Below are 20,010 nucleotides of genomic sequence, written 5' to 3' on the forward strand. Positions count from 1 at the left end.
AGTGATGTTCTCCGCCGTGGTCTCAGTCGTGGTCGTACGCGAAGTGTCACGCGGCTCTCCTTGCTGTGCGGCTACGGCTCCCGCCCGCGGGCTCATTGCTGCGGCGCGGCAGATAGACCAGCGCTTCGGTCCCTACGAAGCGCAGGACGAAGGTCGTCACCAGGGCCAGTGCGGTGGCGGAGAGTGCGCCCATCCCGAAGTGGCCCACGAACAGGGCGATCAGCGGGATGCGCAGCACCAGATCGGCGTTGGCGATCAGGGCGAACCGGCCGACGCGGTCCCCCCAGTGGCGGTGCTTCCGTCGCTCGCGGAAGAGGAGATGCTCGATGAGCAGGAAGTTCCAGGCGACCCCGAGCTGGTTGGCGACGATCTCCGCCGGCAGGTAGTGCATTCCGGCGGCGGTGAGGGCGTACAGGCCCAGCAGGTTCGGTACGAAGCCGGTGGCGCCGATCAGGCCGAAGACCACCATGCGCGCGACGGGTGAGGCGGTGCGCAGTCCGACCAGATGGCGCAGGAACCGGAAGCCCTCCTGCGCCGTCGACTTGGACTCGCCCGCGAACCGGTCCTGGAACACGAACGGGACCTCGGTGACCTCGCGGGGGCGGCTGCGCACCGCGAGTTCGAGGAGGATCTTGTAGCCGAGCGGCTGGAGGATCTCGGCGGTGACCGCGCTGCGGCGGATCGCGAAGAAGCCGCTCATCGGGTCGCTGATGCCGCGCAGCTTGCGCGGGAAGAGCGTCTTGGTCAGCCAGGTCGCGCCGCGCGAGACGGCGACGCGGTAGCCGCCCGCGAGCCCTTCGCGGCTGCCGCCCTTGATGTAGCGCGAGGCGACGACGAGTCCGGCGGAGGAGCGCTCACCGGTGGCGACCAACTCCGGTACCAGGGACGGCGGATGCTGCAGATCTCCGTCCATGACGACGATCCAGTCGGAGGTCGCGGCCTTCAGGCCCTCGACGACCGCGCCGCCGAGCCCGCCCACGCGTTCGGCGCGGTGCAGCACGGTGACGGGGAACGGGCAGTCCTGCGCGGCCTCGCGGATCACCTCGGGGGTGTCGTCCGTGGAGTCGTCCACGAAGAGGACCTCACAGGGCAGCCGCGCGGGCACCGACTCGGTGATCTGGTACAGCAACTCCCCGATGTTCGCCGCCTCGTTGAAGGTCGGCACGACGATGGTGACGGCGCCGGGTTCGGGAACCTCCACGGCTCGTACGGCCGGGTCGCCCAGCTCGTCGGGGACGGTGCTCTCGAAGCTGGTCATCGACTGCCTCCGTCGCTCGCGGTGGTCGTGATGTCGTCGCTGTCGTCGATCTGCCGGATCTCGATCCGGTCCTCGCCCTTGCCGAAGGTGGCAACGGGCGTCGAATGCTCCATCGCGGCCTTGACGTTGGGCAGGTCGACCGCGTCGCGCCGTACCGTCGGGGAGGCGACCACGTAGTCGAGGTCGCGCCAGCCGCGCGGCATCGTCTCGGTCACCGCGGGGTCGAGGTCCGCCTTGTAGAACCAGATGACGCCGAGCCCTGGTTCGTAGCCGGCGTGCACGAGGTCGAGCCAGAGTGCGTCGTCGACGAGGACACGGGTCTCCGCCGGGTTCTCGACCTCGGTCCTGAGCCACGAAGAGGCCGCCCGGTAGGGGGCGTTGGCGTCGACGGTGACGGCGGTGCGGTCACCGTCGTACCAGCGCGGTACGACGTAGAAGGCGGCGCCCGCCACGAGCAAGGCCGCCGTCACCCGCCGTCCCCACAGGACGTACGGCTTCTCCTCGGCGCTGCGCCATCTGCGCAGCACCGCGTGGGCGACGCTCGCGGTGCCGCCGGCGAGGACCAGTGCGAGGAACGGCAGGGCCTGGATGACGTACATCGCGGGCAGGTAGCCGCTCGGGCGCATCGCCACCAGGGCGAGGATCGCCACGGTGAGCGCGGGTCCGGCGAGGGCGCGCGCGGTGACCGACCAGCGCCAGGTGAGCAGGAGCAGCAGCGCACCCGCGAGGCCGCCGAGGGGCAGCACGCGGTCGTAGTACAGCCAGGACTGCAGCACGCCGTACGAGCCGGTGCCCGAGTCGAGGATGAAGCCCGAACCGGGGCGGCTCATCTGGTACGTGATGCCGTCCCAGAGCGACACATGGCCGGAGCCCGGGAACAACTCGCCCTTGAGCAGGGCGAAGAGCGGGTACGCCATGCCGATCAGCACGCACGCGGTGATGGCCCCGGTGAGCGCGAACTTCCGGGTGTCGCGGTGGCCGTGCCGCCACATGGTGACAAGGAGCGCGGGCAGGATGACGAGCATCGTCTCCTTGGTGAGCACGCCCGCCGCGGCCGCGATGCCCGCCCCGAAGTGGTGCCAGAGATGGCGGCTCGGGGATGCGGCGAGGCAGAACGCCAGCAGCGTCCACATCACCGCGATGTTGTCCAGGAAGATCTCCCGCTGGAGCACCACCGACAGCGGCGACAGTCCGAAGAGCACCATCGCGAGTCCGGCCGCCCACTGCGGCAGCGAGAGGCGGCGCGCGAGGACGTAGACGAGGACCGCGCTGATGGCGCTGATCAGGAGCATCGCGAAGCGCATCGAGCCGACCGTCATCAGACCCGGGCTGAACTGGGCGGGGATCCAGGTGAGCGCGGCTATCTGTATCCAGCCGAGTGGCGGGTGGTCGTACCAGTACGTGTAGTGGGCGAGCCCGTTGCCCTCCTGCACGGCCCAGGCCTGGGCGAGGTAGGTGCCCTCGTCGTCGCTGAGGGTCGGGTAGTCGGCGATGTTCCAGCCCTGCACGAGCATGATCGCCACGAGGAGCGCGGCGCACAGCAGCAGATCGGAGCTCGGGCGGCGAAAACGCGACGGCGGACGGGGATCGGGGACGTTTTTGGGCGCGGAAGGCCGTTGCGCGGGGACCGTGGAGGTGGCCACCGCGGGAAGGGTGGAGGTCACGCGGAAATGTCCTCTCGGGACTCTCGGGCTACCGGACTGGCGAACTCGCGATCCCGCCGGCTAGCGGGCCGCTTCGACTTCGGTGAGGTGCGCGCCGACATGACTGGTCAACTCCCAGTCATTGCGCCCCCGTTGCTCGCGCCACACTGCGCGAACGGCGGCGCCGGCCAGCAGCACCTGGTAGAAGGGGCCACCGACGATCAGCTTCAGGTAGTGGACCAGCCGGACGCGAAGCCCGTACTGCTTGCCGAAGTCGTGCAGTCCGACGACCTCGAAGACGAAGGTGACCAGTGCGGTCACGGCCGGGAGGAACGTGATGAACGCGATGCCGACGGGTACGTCCAGGAAGAGCGCGATGGCCACGTTGAGCGGGATGACCACGCCGGAGACGGCCTGGAGGTACGGCGTCATGAGGGTGTAGCGGGCTAGCAACCGCTGCCCGAATCCCGGGAGTTGCTTCCAGTCCTTCTTCCGGTAGACCTGAAGGAAGCCCTGGTTCCAGCGAGTTCGCTGCTTCATCAGCGACATCAGGCTGCCGGGGGTCTCCTCCCGGGTCACCATGTCGGAGTCGTACGCGACGACGACCTTCTTGCCGACGCTGGACAGCCGTACTCCCAAGTCGCAGTCCTCGGCGAGGCAGTTGGGATCCCAGCCGTCCGCTTCCCGGAGCACGTCGGTGCGTACGAAGACGGTGTTGCCGCCGAGCGGGATGAAGCCCTTCTGCGCGTGCAGATGGAGCCTGGACCGGAACCAGAAGAAGTACTCCAGGCAGTTGCGCAGGCTGTACCAGCTGGAGTTGAAGTTGATGAGTTGCACGCCGCCCTGGACGACGTCCGCACCCGTCGTACGGAACGCGTGGTCGACGTGGGCGAGCAGTTCCGGATGGACCTGGTCCTCGGCGTCGAAGACTCCGACGACGTCACCGCGGCAGTGCGGCAGCGCCGTGTTCATGGCCTTCGGCTTGTTCTTCTTCTCGTGGTGGTCGACGACGACCCGGACGCGCGGGTCGCGCGCCTCGGCGCTGCGGGCCACCTCGGTGGTCTCCGGGTCGTCGTGCCCGACGATGACGATGATCTCGAAGTCGTCGTGGCTCGACTCCAGCAGCCGCTGGATGGTGTGGTCGAGTACCGCCTGCTCGTGCCGAGCGGGCAGCAGCAGCGAGAACGACAGCCCGTCGCCGCCGTCCGGACTGCTGAAACGGGTGGAAGCGAGCACCTCGGGCGTACGCCAGGCGTGCATCTGCCACCACAAAGTGAAGGCTGCCATCCAGAACAAGGCCAGCGAAACGGCAGCAATAAAGACAGACGTGAGCAACAGATCCCCCCAGATCCCCTAAAGCCCCCTGTCGCGACAGTGAGTCACTCCTGCCGCGTCACCGTGCAGAGACTATGGGGGAACTGTGAAGCCAGAAAGCTCATCAGATAAATAGAATGTTTCGGAATCCTCGGTCGAGTATCGGCGAGTACCCGGACGTATCCCGCTACGTCGGAGGTTTACGGTCGCTGTAATCCCTTGTCAGGCGACGTTTCCGCCACCCACGGCCTCGCGCAGACGCTGGACATCGGAGGTCGGCGTGTCACATGTGAAGTTACGGCAAACGTAAGCGGAGGGCTCACCGCCGACCAGCGGACGGTCGACGAGCAGCGGAAGTTCGTCACTGTCCGCAGCGCCGACCGCGACGACGGCGCCCGGTGCGGTGCCCAGGAGCGCCGCACGGTGCAGTTCCCGGGTGGCGGGGTCCTCCATCGGGCCCACGACGGCGATCTCACGCGGCCCGTCGAGCAGCGCCTCGGCCACGGCCAGACCCCAGCCGATGAAGCGGGGCGCGCGCGGCCCGAGCGCCTTCACGACACCCAACGCCCGTTCCGCGGCGGTCCGATGGGGCTCCGCCCCGGTCTGCGCCGCATACGAGAGCAGCGCGCCGGCCGCCGCGCTCCACCCCGAGGGCGTCGCATTGTCGGTCGGATCCTGCGGACGGCGGATGAGCCGCTCGGCATCGGCCGCCGTGTCGTACAGGGCACCCGACTCGGAGTCCGTGAACTGCACGATCACATGGTCGAGAAGGAACCCGGCGAACTCCAGCCACACCCCTTCACCGGTGACTCCCGCCAGCGCGAGGAACCCCTCGGCGACATCCGCGTAATCCTCCAACACTCCTGCGTTCGCCCCGACTTGACCGTCCTTGCTGGTACGGGACAGCCGCGCCCGGTCGTCCATGTGCAGCCGTACGAGGAGGTCGGCGGCGCCGATCGCGGCCTCCACGAGGTCGGGGCGCTCGAAGTAGGCGCCGGTCTCCGCGAGGGCGGCGACCGCGAGCCCGTTCCAGGCGGCCACGATCTTGTCGTCGCGGCCGGGGGCCGGGCGCTCCGCGCGGGCGGCGAGCAGGCGCTGCCGAATGGAGGCGATCTTCTCCGCGTCGAACACGCCCTCGTGCTGCGGAAGTTGGAGGACCGAAGCCCCCTCCTCGAAGGTGCCCTCCTCGGTCACCCCGAAGTAGTGGGCGGCAAGTTCGGCATCCTCACCGAGGACTTCCCTGAGCTGCCCGGGCGTCCACACGTAGTACGCCCCCTCGACGTGCTTGCCGTTCCCGTCGTCGCTGTCGGCGTCGAGCGCGGAGGCGAACCCCCCTTCGTTCGTGCGCAGTTCACGCACCATGAAGTCGGCGGTCTCCAGGGCGACGCGGCGGGCGAGCTCGGAGCCGGTGGAGCGCCAGAGGTGCGCGTACACACGGCACAGCAGGGCGTTGTCGTACAGCATCTTCTCGAAGTGCGGCACCACCCACTCGCGGTCGACGGAGTACCGCGCGAACCCACCACCGAGCTGGTCGTAGATCCCGCCCCGCGCCATCCGCTCCCCCGTGTCGGCGGCCATCTGGAGCGCGCCCTCGGAACCGGTCCGCGCGTGATGCCGCAGCAGGAACTCGATCACCATGGACGACGGGAACTTGGGTGCACCGCCGAACCCGCCGTGCTGGGCGTCGTACTCACGGGTGAGCCCGAGCAGCGCCCCGGCGAGCTCCTCCTCCCCCGGAACCGAGGCGTTCCCGTAGCTCAGCTCCCGCCCGGCGAGGTCCCGCACGATCTTCTCCGCGACCTCGGCCACCTCGTCGCGCCGCTCGGTCCAGGCGCTGCGCACGCCCTCCAGCACCTGCCGGAAACCGGGCATGCCGTGGCGGGGGGCGGGCGGGAAGTAGGTCCCGAAGTAGAAGGGCTCGGCGTCGGGGGTGAGGAAGACGGTCATGGGCCAGCCGCCCTGGCCGGTGGCGGCCTGCACGGCCTCCATGTAGACGGCGTCGACGTCCGGCCGCTCCTCCCGGTCCACCTTGACGCTCACGAAGTGCTCGTTCAGATACGCGGCTGTCGCCTCGTCCTCGAAGGACTCGTGAGCCATGACATGGCACCAGTGACAGCTGCTGTAGCCGACGCTCAGCAGCACCGGCACGTTCCGCTTGCGTGCCTCGTCGAAGGCCTCGGCCGACCAGGGCCACCAGTCGACGGGGTTGTCGGCATGCTGGAGGAGGTAGGGGGACGTCTCATGGGCCAGTCGGTTCGGCATGGCTCCCATACTCGCGCACCGCACCCCCCATCGCTGCGAAGGCACCGTGATGATCCGCGCGCACCCTCGCGCGGATGCCCCGCACGCAGGACACTTGACGGCGACAGATGTTGCCGCCGGAGGGGGACGTGACATGCGGGACAGCCACCGGGCGGATGCCGAGCGGCTGTTGGCCCGGGCCGTGGAGGAAGAGGTACGGCGGTCGGGCGGACGTACCGACAGGGGCGTGCTGCTTTCGCGGGCTCGGGGTTCACTGGAGGCGATGGGCGAGACGGCCGCCGAGGAGTACGGGGCGTATACGCAGGCACTCGACGAGGCGGAGGCAGGGCAGCTGTCGTTCGGGCAGCGGTACGCCCAGGAGGGCGGCGGAACTCCCTTGATGGTGGCGGCCGTTGCCGCGATCGCGGCCGTCGTCGCGGACCTGGCGCTCGGCACGGGCGCGGGGACGGCGCTCGGTGCGGGGGCGACGGTGGCGGTGGTGGGCGCGGCTGCCACGGTGGTCAAGGTGACCGCCTCGCATCTGCCGGCCGCGAGCCGCCGGGCCGGGGCGCTCGGGCAGCCGGGGGGCGCCGAGCAGCTGCGGCTGCAGTGGCTGACGGCCCTGGAGGTACGCGGTATCCGGCCCTTCCTCGATCAGCAGCGCGTACTCAGCGCCGCCACGGTCGCCAAGCAGGGTGCGCCCCAGCTGCGCCGCACCGACAAGAGCGCCGCGGCGAGGCGGCGCAGTGTCCTGGAGCAGTCTTTCGGCCAACTTCCCGATCTGGACGGCCCGTTCACGGGCAGGCGCACCGAGCTGTCCCGGGTCGCGCAGTGGGTGCACGCGGCCCGCGCGAGCACGGAGACCAAGCCGACGGTGGTGGTGCTGTACGGCGCGCCGGGCTCCGGCCGCAGCACGCTCGCGATCCGGGCGGCGCACGCCCTGAAGGACCAGTTCCGGGGCGCGTGCGTGGTGGACCTTCGCGGCGACAGCGCCGAGGAGCCGCCGCTGACGACCCGTGACGCGCTGCTCCATCTGCTGAATCGTCTCGGCGCGCCGCGCGAACAACTGCTCTTCCGGGAACGTTCCTCGCAGGATCAGCAGGTCAGGCGGCTGAGCGAGCTGTACCACCAGCATCTGACGGGCCTGCCGGTGACGATCGTCCTTGACGACGCGAACGACGCCGAGCAGGTGCGCATCCTGGTCCCCGAGCGCTCGGACAGCCTGGTCCTGGTCACCGCCCGCAAACCCCTCGACCTGCCCGCCGACCTCGCCGCCTGGGTGCACCAGCTCCCGGTCGAGGCACTGGAGGCAGCGGGCGCCGAGGAGCTGCTGAACGCCGCTGCGCAGGACAAGTCGGGCCCGTACGACGCCGAATCCTCCGACCTCGTAAGGGAGTTGTGCGGCGGTCTGCCGCTGGCCCTGCGCATCGCGGGTTCCTCGCTCGGCCCCCGGACCCCGCGCCAACTGGCCTCCGACCTGGCGGCGTACGGACCCGTCGAACCGGTCGAACGGGTCCTGTGGCTGCGCTACACGGACCAGACGGACACGGCACGCCGGCTTCTGCGCCGCCTGGCCCTCGCGGGCCGCGCCTCCCTGGGCGCGGTGGCGGCCGCGTCCCTCCTCGCCACGGACGAGGCGGAGGCCACCCGCCACCTGACCGCGCTCTCGCGTGCAGGCCTCGTCGACCATGTCCGCGGCAGCCGCTACCGCCTGCACGATCTCGTACGCACCTTCGCGCAGGCCCGCCTCCTGGACGAGGAGGAACCGGCCGAGCGTACGGCGGCGCAGGAACGCCTGATCGTGAACTACGCGGAGCTGGCGGACTCGGTGATCCGCCTGGTCGACGGCAAGACGTCCACGCGGGCCGATCAGTTCGGGCCGCACGGCTTCACCTCGCTCGACGCTGCCCTGCGCTGGCTGGACGACGAGTCGAGCTTCATCACGGCGGCCCTGCGGCACGCGGAAGGCGTCGACCAGGCCGCGGTACTCCACCTCCTCGGCGCCCTCTGCGACTACTGCCTGCTGCGCGGCGACCTCTACCGCCTGGGCGAGATCAGCGAGTTGACGCAGGCGGTCGACCAGGGCCTCCTGGTCCGCTCGGTCCAGTGGCGTACGGGCATCGCGGCCCGCCAGCTCGGCGAACTGGACAAGGCCCGCACGACACTCTCCTCGGTCGTCGACCTCTACTTCGAGGCCCACCACGACGCGGGCGCGGCCCTGGCGCTCTGCTCCCTCGGCATCACCCTCCACCACCAGGGCAATCTCACCGAGGCCGCGGCGAAGCTCCAGGAGGCCATCGACCTCCAGTCCTCGCCCGAGCTGGCCGGAGACCGCGCCTGGACGATGCACGCGCTGGCCGGCGTGGAGCGCGACCGCTCCCGCCTCGCCATCGCTCTGGACCTGCTCACCCGGTCCCTGGTCCTGCACCGCGAGAGCGAGTCGGTGCACGGTGAGGCGTGGGCCCACTTCCACCTCGGCCAACTGGGCCTGCGCATGGGCGACGTACCGCGTGCGGAGCGCGAGCTGCGCGAGGCCCTCGACCTGTACGGCCGCACGCGTGACCCGCGGGGCGAGGCGTGGGCCCTGACCGAGCTGGCCCGCGCCCGTCTCGTCGCCGGCGACCCGTCCCCCGCGGTCGACGGCCTGCGCCAGGCGGCCTCCCGGCACCGCGACAACGAGGACGCGCGCGGCGAGGCATGGACGGTGTACTACCTGGGCCAGGCCCTGGAGGAGACCGGCAACCTGGACCAGGCGGTCCGTGAGCTGGAACGTTCCCGCACGATGTTCTCCCGGATGCGCGACGTGTACGGGCTGGCCTGCGCCCGCCACCACTCGGCCCGCGTCACCCGCGACCAACGGGCGGGCCAGACCGGCTCGTTGCGGAACTCCGGCTTCGCCCGCCAGCTCCTCGTCGACGCCCGCGCCGACTTCCAGCGCATCGGCGTCGCCCACGGGGAGGCGTGGACGTGCCTGGAGCTGGCCGTGGTCGACGGGGGCAACGCCCGTACCCAGCAGGCCCTGAAGCTGTGCGACGAGGCGATCGCCCTCTTCACCTCGTACGGCGACCGCCGCGGCGAGGACTGGGCCCGCTTCCTGCGCTGCACCCTGCTCCCCTATGCCGCCCCGGGCGGCTCCGAGATCGGCACCGCCGTGGCCCAGGAGGAGCTGAGCCAGCTGTCCCGCACCGGGCATCCGTCACGGGACAGCAAGCTGGACGACTACATCGATTCGTATCAGCTGCTGCTGGAGCGGGGGGTCAGCCTGGAGACCGGGTGGCAGGCGTGGCGGCTGCAGATGGTGCCCAAGCGGCATGCCCGGGATGTGATGGGGGTGACGGTCGGGGCGGTGCAGGGGTGACAGTCGGCGCGACGGTCGGAGCGGTGCCGGGGTGACGGTCGGCGCGACGCAGGGTGAACGTCCCAGCGCCACGGCGACCGGCCGCGGCCGGGGACGGGTCGCCTGCCGGTCCTCCGGTCCCGGTTCCCGGTGTGCTGCGGGCGCCGTGCCGCGGGTCGACCCGCCTCGGCCTTCGCGGGTCAGCCCTGCTCGACCTTCGCGGGCCGGCCCTACTCGGCTTTCGCCGGCGAGGCCTTGGCGGGCGAGGCCTTCCCACCGGTGGCACCGGAGGCGGGCGCCGTCCCGGAACCGCTCTTCTCGCCGGCGGCGGCCGCGGAGGCCGCCGCCTCCGCTTCCTGCTCGAAGTTGTCCTTGACCTTCCCCATGTGCCGGTTCATGGACTTCATCAGTGCCCACACCGCCAGGGCCATCGCCGCGAAGACGATGAAGCCGAGGACGCCGGGGGTGACCTTGTTCTCGTCGACCTCCTTGGCGAGGGGGACGAGGTGCGTCAGTGCCAGGCTTGCGCTCATGTCAGGCATTGTCGCGGATGCCCGCAAAGAGGTCGTCCTCGGGGAGGGAGGTATCGACGAGGGACTTGGCGAGCTCGTACTCCTCGGTCGGCCAGACCTCCTTCTGGAGCTCCAGCGGGACCTTGAACCAGCCGCCGTCGGGGTCGATCTGCGTGGCGTGCGCGATGAGCGCCTTGTCGCGGATCTCGAAGAACTCGGCGCACGGAATGTGCGTGGTCAGCGTGCGCTCGGTGCGCTCGAACTCCGACCAGCGCTTCAGCCAGTCCCCGTACGGCGACTCCATGCCGCGATCGAGGAGCGCGTTGTGCAGCGCCTCGGTGCGCGGGCGGTTGAAGCCCTGGTTGTAGTAGAGCTTCTGCGGCTGGAACGCCGTGCCGAACTCCGACTCGGGGTACTTCTCGGTGTCCGTCGCGCCCTCGAAAGCCACCATCGAGATCTTGTGGGTCATGATGTGGTCGGGGTGCGGGTAACCGCCGTTCTCGTCGTAGGTGGTGATCACCTGCGGGCGGAAGGTGCGGATCTGCTTCACCAGCTCGCCGGCCGCCTTGTCGACGTCCTCGAGCGCGAAGCAGCCCTCGGGGAGCGGCGGCAGCGGGTCGCCCTCGGGCAGCCCCGAGTCGACGAAGCCCAGCCACTCCTGCTTGATGCCGAGGATCTCGCGAGCCTCGTCCATCTCCTTCTTGCGTACCTCGTGGATGTGCTCCTCGATGTACTTGTCGCCCTGAAGCTTCGGGTTGAGGATGGAGCCGCGCTCCCCGCCCGTGCAGGTCACGACAAGCACGTCCACCCCCTCGGACACGTACTTCGCCATGGTGGCCGCGCCCTTGCTCGACTCGTCGTCGGGGTGGGCGTGCACGGCCATCAGTCGCAGCTGGTCAGTCAAGACTCAATCCTCAGTAAGTCGGCCAGTCGGGAAGTCGCGCCCGGCGTGAATCAGCTTGAAGGGCGGCTTCTATAGTGACGGAACCGAAGGGCGAATAATTCCGGGGCCCGGCCCCTGGCCCTCCCCGGGTCCGAGCCGGGGCTCCTGCCGAGAGGACGACCATGAGTACGGCGAGCACGCAGCTGCCCGAGGGCCGGTACGGCCGCTCAGCGGACGAGCGCGCCGACCGGAAACTCAAGGTCGTCGGCGGTGCACTGGGCGTGATCCTGCTCGTCCTGATCGGCTGGTACGGGTACGACCACATCGCCGGGACGAAGATCAGCGCCGAGGTGATCACCTTCAGCGCCTCGGACACCGAGGTCAAGGTGCACCTGGAAGTACGCAAGGACGCCGACGCCAAGGGCTACTGCACACTGCGCTCACAGGACGCGGAAGGCGCCGAGGTGGGCCGCGCGGACTTCCGCTTCGACCAGGACTCCTCGCGCATCGACCAGGTCCTCACACTGCGCACGACCGCCAAGGGCACCACCGCAGAGCTGCTCGGCTGCCACAACGACTGACGTCACCCCCAGCACTTACGTGCTGACCTGCGTTGACGTAATTCTGATGTCTTATGTCCTCCCCCTTCAGCCGCGGAATTGTTAGGCTCGTGGTTTCGCCCACCCGTGAAGGAACATTCTTCTGGGTAGGGCGATGCTTTGTATTCCCAGTACCTACGAGGAGCACCTGTGACCCAGACCAGCGAGAACGTCACCTGGCTGACCCAGGAGGCGTACAACCAGCTCAAGGCCGAGCTGGAGTATTTGTCTGGTCCCGCGCGCACGGAGATCGCGACCAAGATCGCGGCGGCGCGCGAGGAGGGCGACCTGCGCGAGAACGGCGGGTACCACGCGGCCAAGGAGGAGCAGGGCAAGCAGGAGCTCCGTGTGCGCCAGCTGACCCAGCTCCTGGAGAACGCCAAGGTCGGCGAGGCTCCCGCGGCGGACGGTGCGGTCGCGCCCGGCATGGTCGTCACCATCGCCTTCGACGGCGACGAGGACGACACCCTGGACTTCCTGCTGGCCTCGCGGGAGTACGCGAGCGCCGACATCGAGACGTACTCGCCGCAGTCCCCGCTGGGCTCCGGCGTGAGCGGCAAGAAGGTCGGTGAGGACGCCCAGTACGAGCTGCCGAACGGGAAGCTCGCCTCGGTGAAGATCCTCAAGGCCGTGCCGTACCAGGCCTGATCCCAGGCCCCGCCCGGAGTCCGGGACCAGGTACGTCCAGGACCCGCCTTCGCCCAGGACCACGTACTGCGACGATGCCCCCGGCCGCGCGCCGGGGGCATCGTCATGCCCCGGTCATGCGGTGGCGGACCGGTACTTGCGCACCGCCAGCGTCCTGAATATCAGGACGATCAGCACCGAGTAGATCAGCGAGGCCCAGACCGCGTGCTGCATGGGCCAGGCGTCCGACTGTGAGACACCCGGATTGGCGAAGAGCTCGCGGGATGCCTGCACCGTGGCGCTGAAGGGGTTCCAGTCCGCGATGTGACGCAGCCAGGGCGTCATGTTGCTGGAGTCCACGAAGGCGTTCGAGATGAACGTGACCGGGAACAGCCAGATCAGTCCGCCGGAGGTGGCCGCCTCCGGGGTGCGCACGGAGAGGCCGATGAGCGCGCCGATCCAGGTGAACGCGTACCCGGACAGGAGCAGCAGCCCGAAGGCTCCGAGGACCTTGCCGGCGTTGGTGTCGCCGTCCGACCCGACCCGCCAGCCGACCAGCAGGGCGACCAGGGCGAGGACCAGCAGGGTCAGCGCGGTCTGGACGAGGTCGGCGAGCGTACGCCCGGTCAGCACCGCGCCGCGCGCCATGGGCAGCGAGCGGAATCGGTCGATGAGGCCCTTGTGCATGTCGTCGGCGATGCCCGCTCCGGCGCCCGCGGTGGCGAAGGTGACGGTCTGCGCGAAGATGCCGGCCATCAGGAAGTTGCGGTAGTCGGTGGAGCTGGTGCTGCCGCCGATCTGCATGGAACCGCCGAAGACATAGCTGAACAGCACCACGAACATGATCGGCTGGATCAGTCCGAAGATCACCATCTCCGGGATCCGGGACATTCTGATCAGGTTGCGTTTGGCGATGACCAGCGAGTCTCGGATGGACTGGCCGACGGGGTTGGTGGGCGCCGCGACCTGCACGGCGTCGGTGACGGCACTCACTTCGCGTCCTCCTTCTTGCGCTTACGGCCCTTGCTGTCCTTGCCGTCCTTGTCGGCTGCCACTCCGTTGCCCTCTTCCTTCTCCTCGGCCGCGTGGCCGGTGAGGGTGATGAAGACGTCGTCCAGGGTGGGCCTGCGCAGGCCGATGTCGTCGATCTCGATGCCGCGGGTGTCCAGCTCGCGGATGACCTCGGCGAGGAGCTTGGCGCCGCCGGTGACGGGCACCGTGAGCTTGCGGGTGTGCTCCTCGACGGTGGTCTCGCCCTTGCCGAAACCTCGCAGCACCTCGGAAGCCGTCTCTATGTGCTCGCGCTCGTGCACGACGACCTCGACGCGCTCGCCGCCGGTCTGCGCCTTGAGCTGGTCGGCGGTGCCGCGGGCGATGACGCGGCCGTGGTCGACCACGCAGATGTCGTGCGCGAGGTGGTCGGCCTCTTCCAGGTACTGGGTGGTGAGCAGCAGGGTCGTACCGCCGGAGACGAGCTGCTTGATGACCTCCCACAGCTGCTGGCGGTTGCGCGGGTCCAGGCCGGTCGTCGGCTCGTCCATGAACATCACCGGCGGCGAGACGACGAGCGCTGCCGCCAGGTCGAGCCGGCGGCGCATACCGCCCGAGTAGGTCTTGGCGGTGCGCTCGGCGGCGTCCGTGAGGTTGAACTGCTCGAGCAGCTCCTCCGCCCGGACCTTCGCGGCCTTCGCCTTCATCTGGTAGAGCTGGCCGACCATCTGGAGGTTCTCGCGGCCGGTCAGATACTCGTCGACCGCGGCGAACTGCCCGGACAGACCGACCCGGCGGCGCACCGCGTCGGGGTTCTTGAGGACGTCGACGCCCGCGACGATCGCCTTGCCGCTGTCGGGCCGCAGCAGGGTGGTCAGACAGCGGACCGCCGTCGTCTTGCCCGCGCCGTTCGGCCCGAGCAGGCCCAGCACGGTTCCCTCTGGGACATCGAGATCGACGCCGTCCAGAGCCCTTACGTCACCGAAGGTCTTCACCAGGCCTTCGGCATAGATGGCGCCTGGCATGTGGGGTCTCCCAAGTGGTTGGGGAATTCCTAGGAAGGAGCTTAGTTTTCGCTGTTTTGTCCCGCCCGGCGTTTAAAAGCGTTCGACCGCCCGGACAGACTTGTGGTGGGATATGTGGCGAGGGACACACCGTAACGCGATGTATCGCGTCACTCAACAGATTTTTCCACCTCGCACTGACAACGCCCCTGACCTGCGAAGACGACCTCGGGCGAGCTCAGCGGACCTCAGTCGATGACCGTGTAACCCGCCTCGCGCAGCGCCTGGTTCACCTCGGCGCAGTGCTCGGGCCCCTTCGTCTCCAGGTGCAGCTCGACCTCCACCTCCGTGAGCCCGAGCCGTGGATCGGTCCGTACGTGGCTCACATCGAGGACGTTAGCGTCGGCCACTGACAACACCCCGAGAAGTGTGGCCAGGGCGCCTGGGCGGTCCGTCAGACGCAGCGTGACCGCAAGGTAGCGGCCGCTCGCCGCCATGCCGTGGCGCAGGATGCGCTGTATCAGCAGCGGGTCCACATTGCCGCCCGACAGCAGCGCGACGACCGGGCCCTCGAAGGCGCCCGGCTCGGCCAGCAGCGCCGCGACGGGGCTCGCACCCGCCGGCTCGACGACCAGCTTGGCCCGCTCCAGGCAGAGCAGCAGCGCACTGGACAGATGGTTCTCGGACACCGTGACGACCTCGTCCACCAGGTCCCCGATGATCCGGAACGGCACATCGCCCGGCCGCCCGACCTTGATGCCGTCGGCCATCGTCGCCGGGTTCTCGATCGACAACGGGCGCCCGGCCGCAAGTGAGGGCGGGTACGCCGCCGAGCCCGCCGCCTGCACACCGACGATCCGCACATCGGGACGCAGCGCCTTCACCGCGATCGCGATGCCCGCGGCGAGGCCTCCGCCGCCGATCCCGACGACGATCGTGCGCACCTCCGGGCACTGCTCCAGGATCTCCAGGCCGACCGTGCCCTGCCCCGCGATGACGTCGGGGTGGTCGAAGGGGTGGATGAACACCGCCCCCGTCCGCTCCGCGTACTCCTGGGCGGCGGCCAGCGTCTCGTCCACCACCTGTCCGTGCAGCCTCACTTCGGCGCCGTACTCGCGCGTGGCCGCGACCTTCGGCAGCGGCGCGCCGGTGGGCATGAAGACAGTGGAACGCACCCCGAGCAGCGAGGAGGCCAGCGCGACGCCCTGCGCGTGGTTGCCGGCGCTCGCGGCGACGACACCCGCGGCGCGCTCCTCGGGAAGCAGCCCCGCGATCCGCACGTACGCGCCGCGCAGCTTGAACGAACCCGTGCGCTGGAGGTTCTCGCACTTGAGGTGCACCGGCGCGCCCACCAGCTGGGACAGGTACCTGCTGCCCTCCATCGCGGTCATCCGCGCCACACCCGTGAGCATCTTCTGCGCGCCGCGTACGTCGTCGAGAGTCACGCTGGGCAAGGAGTCAGCCGTGCTGTAGCTCATGACCACCAGTCTCGCAGTTCACACGGCTCTCCTCCCGGTGTGACCACGCTCCGAGACTGGTTTACGCAGCGTCGGTACGGCCCGCGCCCCGGCCGCGTACCCTGTCCCCCAACCCAGCTCCCCACGCATGAATTGAGCCCCCGGCCATGCCCACAACACCAGAGATGTCGATGGACATGACGACCGTCGGTGACACCGGTCTTCTCGACACCCTGCAGCACGAGGTCGCGGTCTTCGCGCGCCGTGCCGAACAGACCCGGCTCGGCGGGGTGGGGCAGGTGCGCAACTCCATGGACCGCGCCGCCTACCTCCTGCTCAACCGCCTCGACAAGGAAGGCCCGATGGGCGTCAAGGCGCTCGCCGCAAGCATGGGTATCGACTCCTCGACGGTCACTCGGCAGGTGGCACCGCTGGTCGACACCGGGCTCGTCAAGCGCACCTCGCACCCCGAGGACGGACGCGCGGTGGTGCTCCAGCTGTCGCCGCGCGGGCAGTCCCGCCTCGACGAAGTGCGCTCCTCCAGGCGCCAGTTGATGGCCGAGCTGACGGAGGACTGGGAGCCGGAGGAGCGCGAGGCGTTCTGCACGCTCCTGACGCGCTTCAACAGCGCGCTCTCGGCCCGTCAGGCCGCCCAGGGCCCGCCGGTGGGCGAGTCGCAGCCGGCTTCCTGAGCCGCACCGGGCGCCGGATCCGGCGCCCAGGTCCTCCACGCGCGCGAGGTCCTGCCCCTCCATGCCTGCAAGCACGCGCGCGCGTGCGCGAGGTTCCGTTTTCCCTCCACGCGCGCGTGCGCGGGGTTCGCTTTTCCCTCCCCGCGCGCGTGCATGTGTGCCCGGCCCTTGACCGGGAGGCCGCGTCTGGCCTCATATGAGATCGGGTCCTTGTCGTACGCGGTGCGGCCTGTCGTACGCGGCCGGGGCCCCGTTTCTTTCAGGGTCGGCCTCAGGCGGGAGGCACGGTTGCGCGAACGGCAGGTGTCCCAAAACGCCCGCCGGGCCCGGGAGTTCGAGGCGTTCGTCGCGGGCGCGGCAGGGCGACTGCTGCATGCCGCCACACTGCTCACGGCGGAGCCCCGGGACGCCAACCCACGCGCGCGGCGCCTGCTGACGCTGGCCCTCGCCCAGACGTACGCCTCCTGGGACAGGCTGCGCGGCGAGGATCCGTACGACCACGCCCGCCAGCACCTGGCCGTCCGCTTCGCACGCGGCGCCTGGCACCAGCACGGAGGCCTCGGCCGGGCCCGCCCGTCGTCGGACAGTGTCCTGGCGCGCCTGGCGCCCCAGGAGCGGCTGATCCTGGTCCTCAGGCTGTACGAGGGGGTCGCCGAGGAACAGACTGCTGCCCTGCTCGGGCTCCCCACGGAACGGGTACGGGCGATCTGCGCCCGCGCGATGGCGACCCTGCTGCACCCGCCGCGCGGACCGGCACCGGCCCTGGCGAAGGTGGTGCCGTCATGAGTGTGCGTGAGCGCGAGGCGGCCGTACGGCGGATGCTGGAGCGGACGCCGCCCCCCGTGCCGCCCGACCTGCACGCGGACGTCGTACGCCGTGGCAGCCGCATCCTGCGCCGCAGGACGGTGGCCCGGCGCCTGATGTGGCTGCTGCTGTTCGCCGCGGCCGTCGCCTTCGCCGTCTGGGCGATCACAGCGCAGCCCTGGGTGGAGCCGCCGTCGGAGACGACCCCACCACTGACGGGCTGGTGAACCGGTTACTGGCCGAGCGCCTGCTGGAGGTCCTGAAGCAGGTCGTCGACGTTCTCGATGCCTACGGAGAGGCGTACGAGATCGGCGGGCACTTCGAGGGCGGAGCCGGCCACGGACGCGTGCGTCATGCGCCCGGGGTGCTCGATCAGGGATTCCACGCCGCCCAGGGACTCGCCGAGCGTGAACACCTTGGCGCGGTTGCAGACCTCGACGGCCGCCTCCTCGCCGCCGTCGACCTGGAAGGAGATCATGCCGCCGAACGCCTTCATCTGCTTGGCGGCGATCTCGTGACCGGGGTGCTCCGGGAGACCCGGGTACAGAACGCGCGTCACGCGCGCGTGCCGGGTGAGCATCTCGGCGACCTTGGTGGCGTTCTCGCTGTGCCGGTCCATGCGCACCGGGAGCGTCTTGGTGCCGCGCAGCACCAGCCAGGAGTCGAAGGGCCCGGCGACGGCGCCCATCGCGTTCTGGTGGTACGCCAGTTCCTCGCCCAGTGCCTGGTCACCGACGATCAGCGCGCCGCCGACGACGTCCGAGTGACCGCCCATGTACTTGGTCAGCGAGTGCACGACGACGTCCGCGCCGAGCGCGAGCGGCTGCTGGAGGTAGGGGGTCGCGAAGGTGTTGTCGACGACCAGCCTGGCGCCCGCGTCGCGCGCGATCTGGGCGACGACGGCGATGTCGGTGATGCCGAGGAGGGGGTTGGAGGGGGTCTCCACCCAGATGACCTTGGTCTTGGGGGTGACGGCTGCCCGTACGGAGGCGGGGTCGCTGGTGTCGGCGACCGACCATTCCACCCCCCACCGGGAGACGACCTTCGCGAACAGGCGGAACGTGCCGCCGTACGCGTCGTTCGGGATGACCACGTGGTCGCCGGGGCTGAGCAGCGTGCGCAACAGGCAGTCCTCGGCCGCCAGTCCGGACGCGAACGCGAGGCCGCGACGACCGCCCTCCAGGGCGGCGAGGTTCTCTTCCAGGGCGGTCCTGGTGGGATTGGCGCTACGGCTGTACTCGTAGCCGCCGCGGAGCCCGCCGACGCCGTCCTGCTTGTAGGTCGAGACCTGGTAGATCGGCGGGACGACCGCGCCGGTGAGGGGATCGGCGGTGTTGCCCGCGTGGATCGCGAGGGTCTCGAAGTGCTGACTGATGTGCCTGTCGCTCATGGGTACCGAGCGTAGTGCGCTCGCGGGGCTGATGCGGTCGCGCGGTCGTGGAGGCGACCCGTTCACCGGGGGGCAGGTGCCGGTGGAGGCGATCGGGTTCGCCAATTGTCCGACCCGTCTGGTTCGCTTGAGGCATGGAGATTCTCTGGGTCCTGATGGCGCTGGCCTTGTTCAGCCTGGTCCTGCTGCCGGTTTTCAGGCGCAGGCGTGCCGGTATACAGCTGGTCTCGCCGGGCGACCCGGACGCCGCGGACCCGGCGAACTACGGATTCCTGCTTCAGGAGGAGCTGGACATCCGCATGCCCGGCCCCGACCGGGACCTGACGGACGTGCTGGACCTGGTCCAGCGCACACAGGACTACCGCTCCGCGTCGCAGCTCCTCGCGGGCACGGAAACAGCGGGCGAGCGGCGCTGGCAGCGGGTGCAGGCCTTCGCGGGCGCCGCGTCGCTGGAGCTGCAGCAGCGCCCCGGCGGGGTCAGCGAGATGCCCGGCGGACAGTGGCTGCGGGTGTGGCGGGCAGAGAAGCCCAAGGACGCGGGCGGCGCGGCGGTGCACGCGGAGTTCCTGGTGCAGCAGGCGTGGCGCACGTCGACGCCGGGCACGGACGAGTTCCGGATCATCATGGAGGAGGCGAAGTCGGCGTGCGGCGAGGCGGCGCTGCTGTCCCCCGGTGACCCGATCCCGTACATCATCGAGCTCTCGGTGGCCCGCGGACTCGCCTACCCCCAGGCGGAGTTCGAGAAGCTCTGGCTGAAGATCCTGGACCGCGCTCCGGCCCACATGGGTGCGCATCTCGCGGCGCTGCACTACTGGTGCGAGAAGTGGCACGGCTCGCGGGAGGTGTCGTACTCGTTCGCGGAGGCGGCGGCAGCGCGGGCCCCGCAGGGCTCACTCCTTGCCGCCATGCCGCTCTTCGCGGTCTTCGAGCACCTCCCCGAGGTGAACCTGGTCCGCAGCTTCTACCAGAGCGAGGTCGTGACGAAGGCCGTCCACGGCGCCCTCTTCGCGGTGCACGCGGCCCGCCCCGACGACCCGATGCTCGCCCACGTCCGCCACCTGCTGGTCTTCTTCCTGGTCCGCAGCGAGCGCTGGGCGGAGGCCATGAACCAGCTGGTGCACGTCGACGGCCATGTCGGCGCGCTGCCCTGGACCCTCACTTCCGACCCGGCGGCGAACTACGCGGTGTACCGGGCGCTGGCGGTGGCGGGGTACGAGGCGAACGGGGGCACCCCGGCGACACTCCCGCGCTGAGGCCGC

General features: G+C 70.0%; 17 protein-coding genes. 7 read left to right on the forward strand and 10 right to left on the reverse strand.

Features of this window, described 5'->3' with window-relative positions; all coding sequences use genetic code 11:
- Positions 1-46: 46 nt before the first annotated feature.
- The 4 genes from OG266_RS15750 to OG266_RS15765 form a co-directional block, all read right to left on the reverse strand.
- Positions 47-1,258 (reverse strand): glycosyltransferase family 2 protein, encoded by a 1,212-nt coding sequence (locus OG266_RS15750; protein WP_266455143.1) that lies wholly within the window; start codon positions 1,256-1,258, stop codon positions 47-49.
- Entirely contained in the window at positions 1,255-2,922 is a 1,668-nt protein-coding gene (locus OG266_RS15755) for an ArnT family glycosyltransferase (RefSeq protein WP_371546288.1), read from the reverse strand. Before OG266_RS15755 ends, OG266_RS15750 begins: the two co-directional genes overlap by 4 nt.
- 60 nt (positions 2,923-2,982) lie before the next feature.
- Complete coding sequence (locus OG266_RS15760; RefSeq protein ID WP_266455148.1) at positions 2,983-4,236, reverse strand: glycosyltransferase; 1,254 nt, start codon at positions 4,234-4,236, stop codon at positions 2,983-2,985.
- A 201-nt stretch (positions 4,237-4,437) separates the two neighbouring features.
- Positions 4,438-6,477: a thioredoxin domain-containing protein gene (locus OG266_RS15765; protein ID WP_371546290.1), complete on the reverse strand. Its 2,040-nt coding sequence runs from the start codon at positions 6,475-6,477 to the stop codon at positions 4,438-4,440.
- A gap of 133 nt (positions 6,478-6,610) precedes the next feature.
- On the opposite strand from OG266_RS15765, the gene OG266_RS15770 reads away from it, so the two are divergent.
- Positions 6,611-9,814 (forward strand): tetratricopeptide repeat protein, encoded by a 3,204-nt coding sequence (locus tag OG266_RS15770; protein WP_371546292.1) that lies wholly within the window; start codon positions 6,611-6,613, stop codon positions 9,812-9,814.
- A gap of 209 nt (positions 9,815-10,023) precedes the next feature.
- Here OG266_RS15770 and OG266_RS15775 read toward each other — a convergent pair whose 3' ends face one another.
- Positions 10,024-10,335 carry a hypothetical protein gene (locus OG266_RS15775; protein WP_371546293.1) on the reverse strand — a complete coding sequence of 104 codons (312 nt, stop codon included), beginning with the start codon at positions 10,333-10,335 and terminating at the stop codon, positions 10,024-10,026.
- Positions 10,328-11,188, reverse strand: a complete 861-nt coding sequence (gene mca / locus OG266_RS15780) for a mycothiol conjugate amidase Mca (RefSeq protein ID WP_266463800.1) — start codon at positions 11,186-11,188, stop codon at positions 10,328-10,330. The genes OG266_RS15775 and mca overlap by 8 nt, the downstream gene beginning before the upstream one ends.
- Before the next feature lie 182 nt (positions 11,189-11,370).
- Here mca and OG266_RS15785 point away from each other — a divergent pair, with 182 nt between their 5' ends.
- Positions 11,371-11,769 carry a DUF4307 domain-containing protein gene (locus tag OG266_RS15785; protein WP_371546295.1) on the forward strand — a complete coding sequence of 133 codons (399 nt, stop codon included), beginning with the start codon at positions 11,371-11,373 and terminating at the stop codon, positions 11,767-11,769.
- Between the two features lie 168 nt (positions 11,770-11,937).
- On the forward strand, positions 11,938-12,435 hold the full coding sequence (gene greA, locus OG266_RS15790; protein ID WP_266455162.1) for a transcription elongation factor GreA: 498 nt from the start codon (positions 11,938-11,940) through the stop codon (positions 12,433-12,435).
- A 114-nt stretch (positions 12,436-12,549) separates the two neighbouring features.
- Here greA and OG266_RS15795 read toward each other — a convergent pair whose 3' ends face one another.
- The 3 genes from OG266_RS15795 to ilvA form a co-directional block, all read right to left on the reverse strand.
- A complete protein-coding gene (locus tag OG266_RS15795; RefSeq protein WP_371546297.1) occupies positions 12,550-13,407 on the reverse strand; it encodes an ABC transporter permease in 858 nt (285 codons plus the stop codon).
- Positions 13,404-14,429, reverse strand: coding sequence for an ATP-binding cassette domain-containing protein (locus OG266_RS15800; RefSeq protein ID WP_326720965.1), 1,026 nt, complete (start codon positions 14,427-14,429; stop codon positions 13,404-13,406). Before OG266_RS15800 ends, OG266_RS15795 begins: the two co-directional genes overlap by 4 nt.
- A 227-nt stretch (positions 14,430-14,656) precedes the next feature.
- Positions 14,657-15,886 carry a threonine ammonia-lyase gene (gene ilvA, locus OG266_RS15805; protein ID WP_266455168.1) on the reverse strand — a complete coding sequence of 410 codons (1,230 nt, stop codon included), beginning with the start codon at positions 15,884-15,886 and terminating at the stop codon, positions 14,657-14,659.
- A 164-nt stretch (positions 15,887-16,050) separates the two neighbouring features.
- Between ilvA and OG266_RS15810 the strand changes: the two genes are divergently transcribed.
- The 3 genes from OG266_RS15810 (at position 16,051) to OG266_RS15820 (ending at position 17,588) form a co-directional block, all read left to right on the forward strand.
- Positions 16,051-16,557, forward strand: coding sequence for a MarR family winged helix-turn-helix transcriptional regulator (locus OG266_RS15810; protein ID WP_266463803.1), 507 nt, complete (start codon positions 16,051-16,053; stop codon positions 16,555-16,557).
- Positions 16,558-16,845: 288 nt separating this feature from the next.
- Entirely contained in the window at positions 16,846-17,343 is a 498-nt protein-coding gene (locus OG266_RS15815; protein ID WP_329545775.1) for a sigma factor-like helix-turn-helix DNA-binding protein, read from the forward strand.
- Positions 17,340-17,588: a hypothetical protein gene (locus tag OG266_RS15820; RefSeq protein WP_266455172.1), complete on the forward strand. Its 249-nt coding sequence runs from the start codon at positions 17,340-17,342 to the stop codon at positions 17,586-17,588. The genes OG266_RS15815 and OG266_RS15820 overlap by 4 nt, the downstream gene beginning before the upstream one ends.
- 5 nt (positions 17,589-17,593) lie before the next feature.
- Here the strand turns inward: OG266_RS15820 and OG266_RS15825 are convergent, their stop codons facing one another.
- Positions 17,594-18,751, reverse strand: a complete 1,158-nt coding sequence (locus OG266_RS15825; RefSeq protein WP_266455174.1) for a cystathionine gamma-synthase — start codon at positions 18,749-18,751, stop codon at positions 17,594-17,596.
- 134 nt (positions 18,752-18,885) lie between these two features.
- Between OG266_RS15825 and OG266_RS15830 the strand changes: the two genes are divergently transcribed.
- Positions 18,886-20,004 (forward strand): hypothetical protein, encoded by a 1,119-nt coding sequence (locus OG266_RS15830; protein ID WP_371546300.1) that lies wholly within the window; start codon positions 18,886-18,888, stop codon positions 20,002-20,004.
- Positions 20,005-20,010: the final 6 nt, after the last annotated feature.

It is taken from the genome of Streptomyces sp. NBC_00554 (assembly GCF_041431135.1).
Classification (GTDB): domain Bacteria; phylum Actinomycetota; class Actinomycetes; order Streptomycetales; family Streptomycetaceae; genus Streptomyces.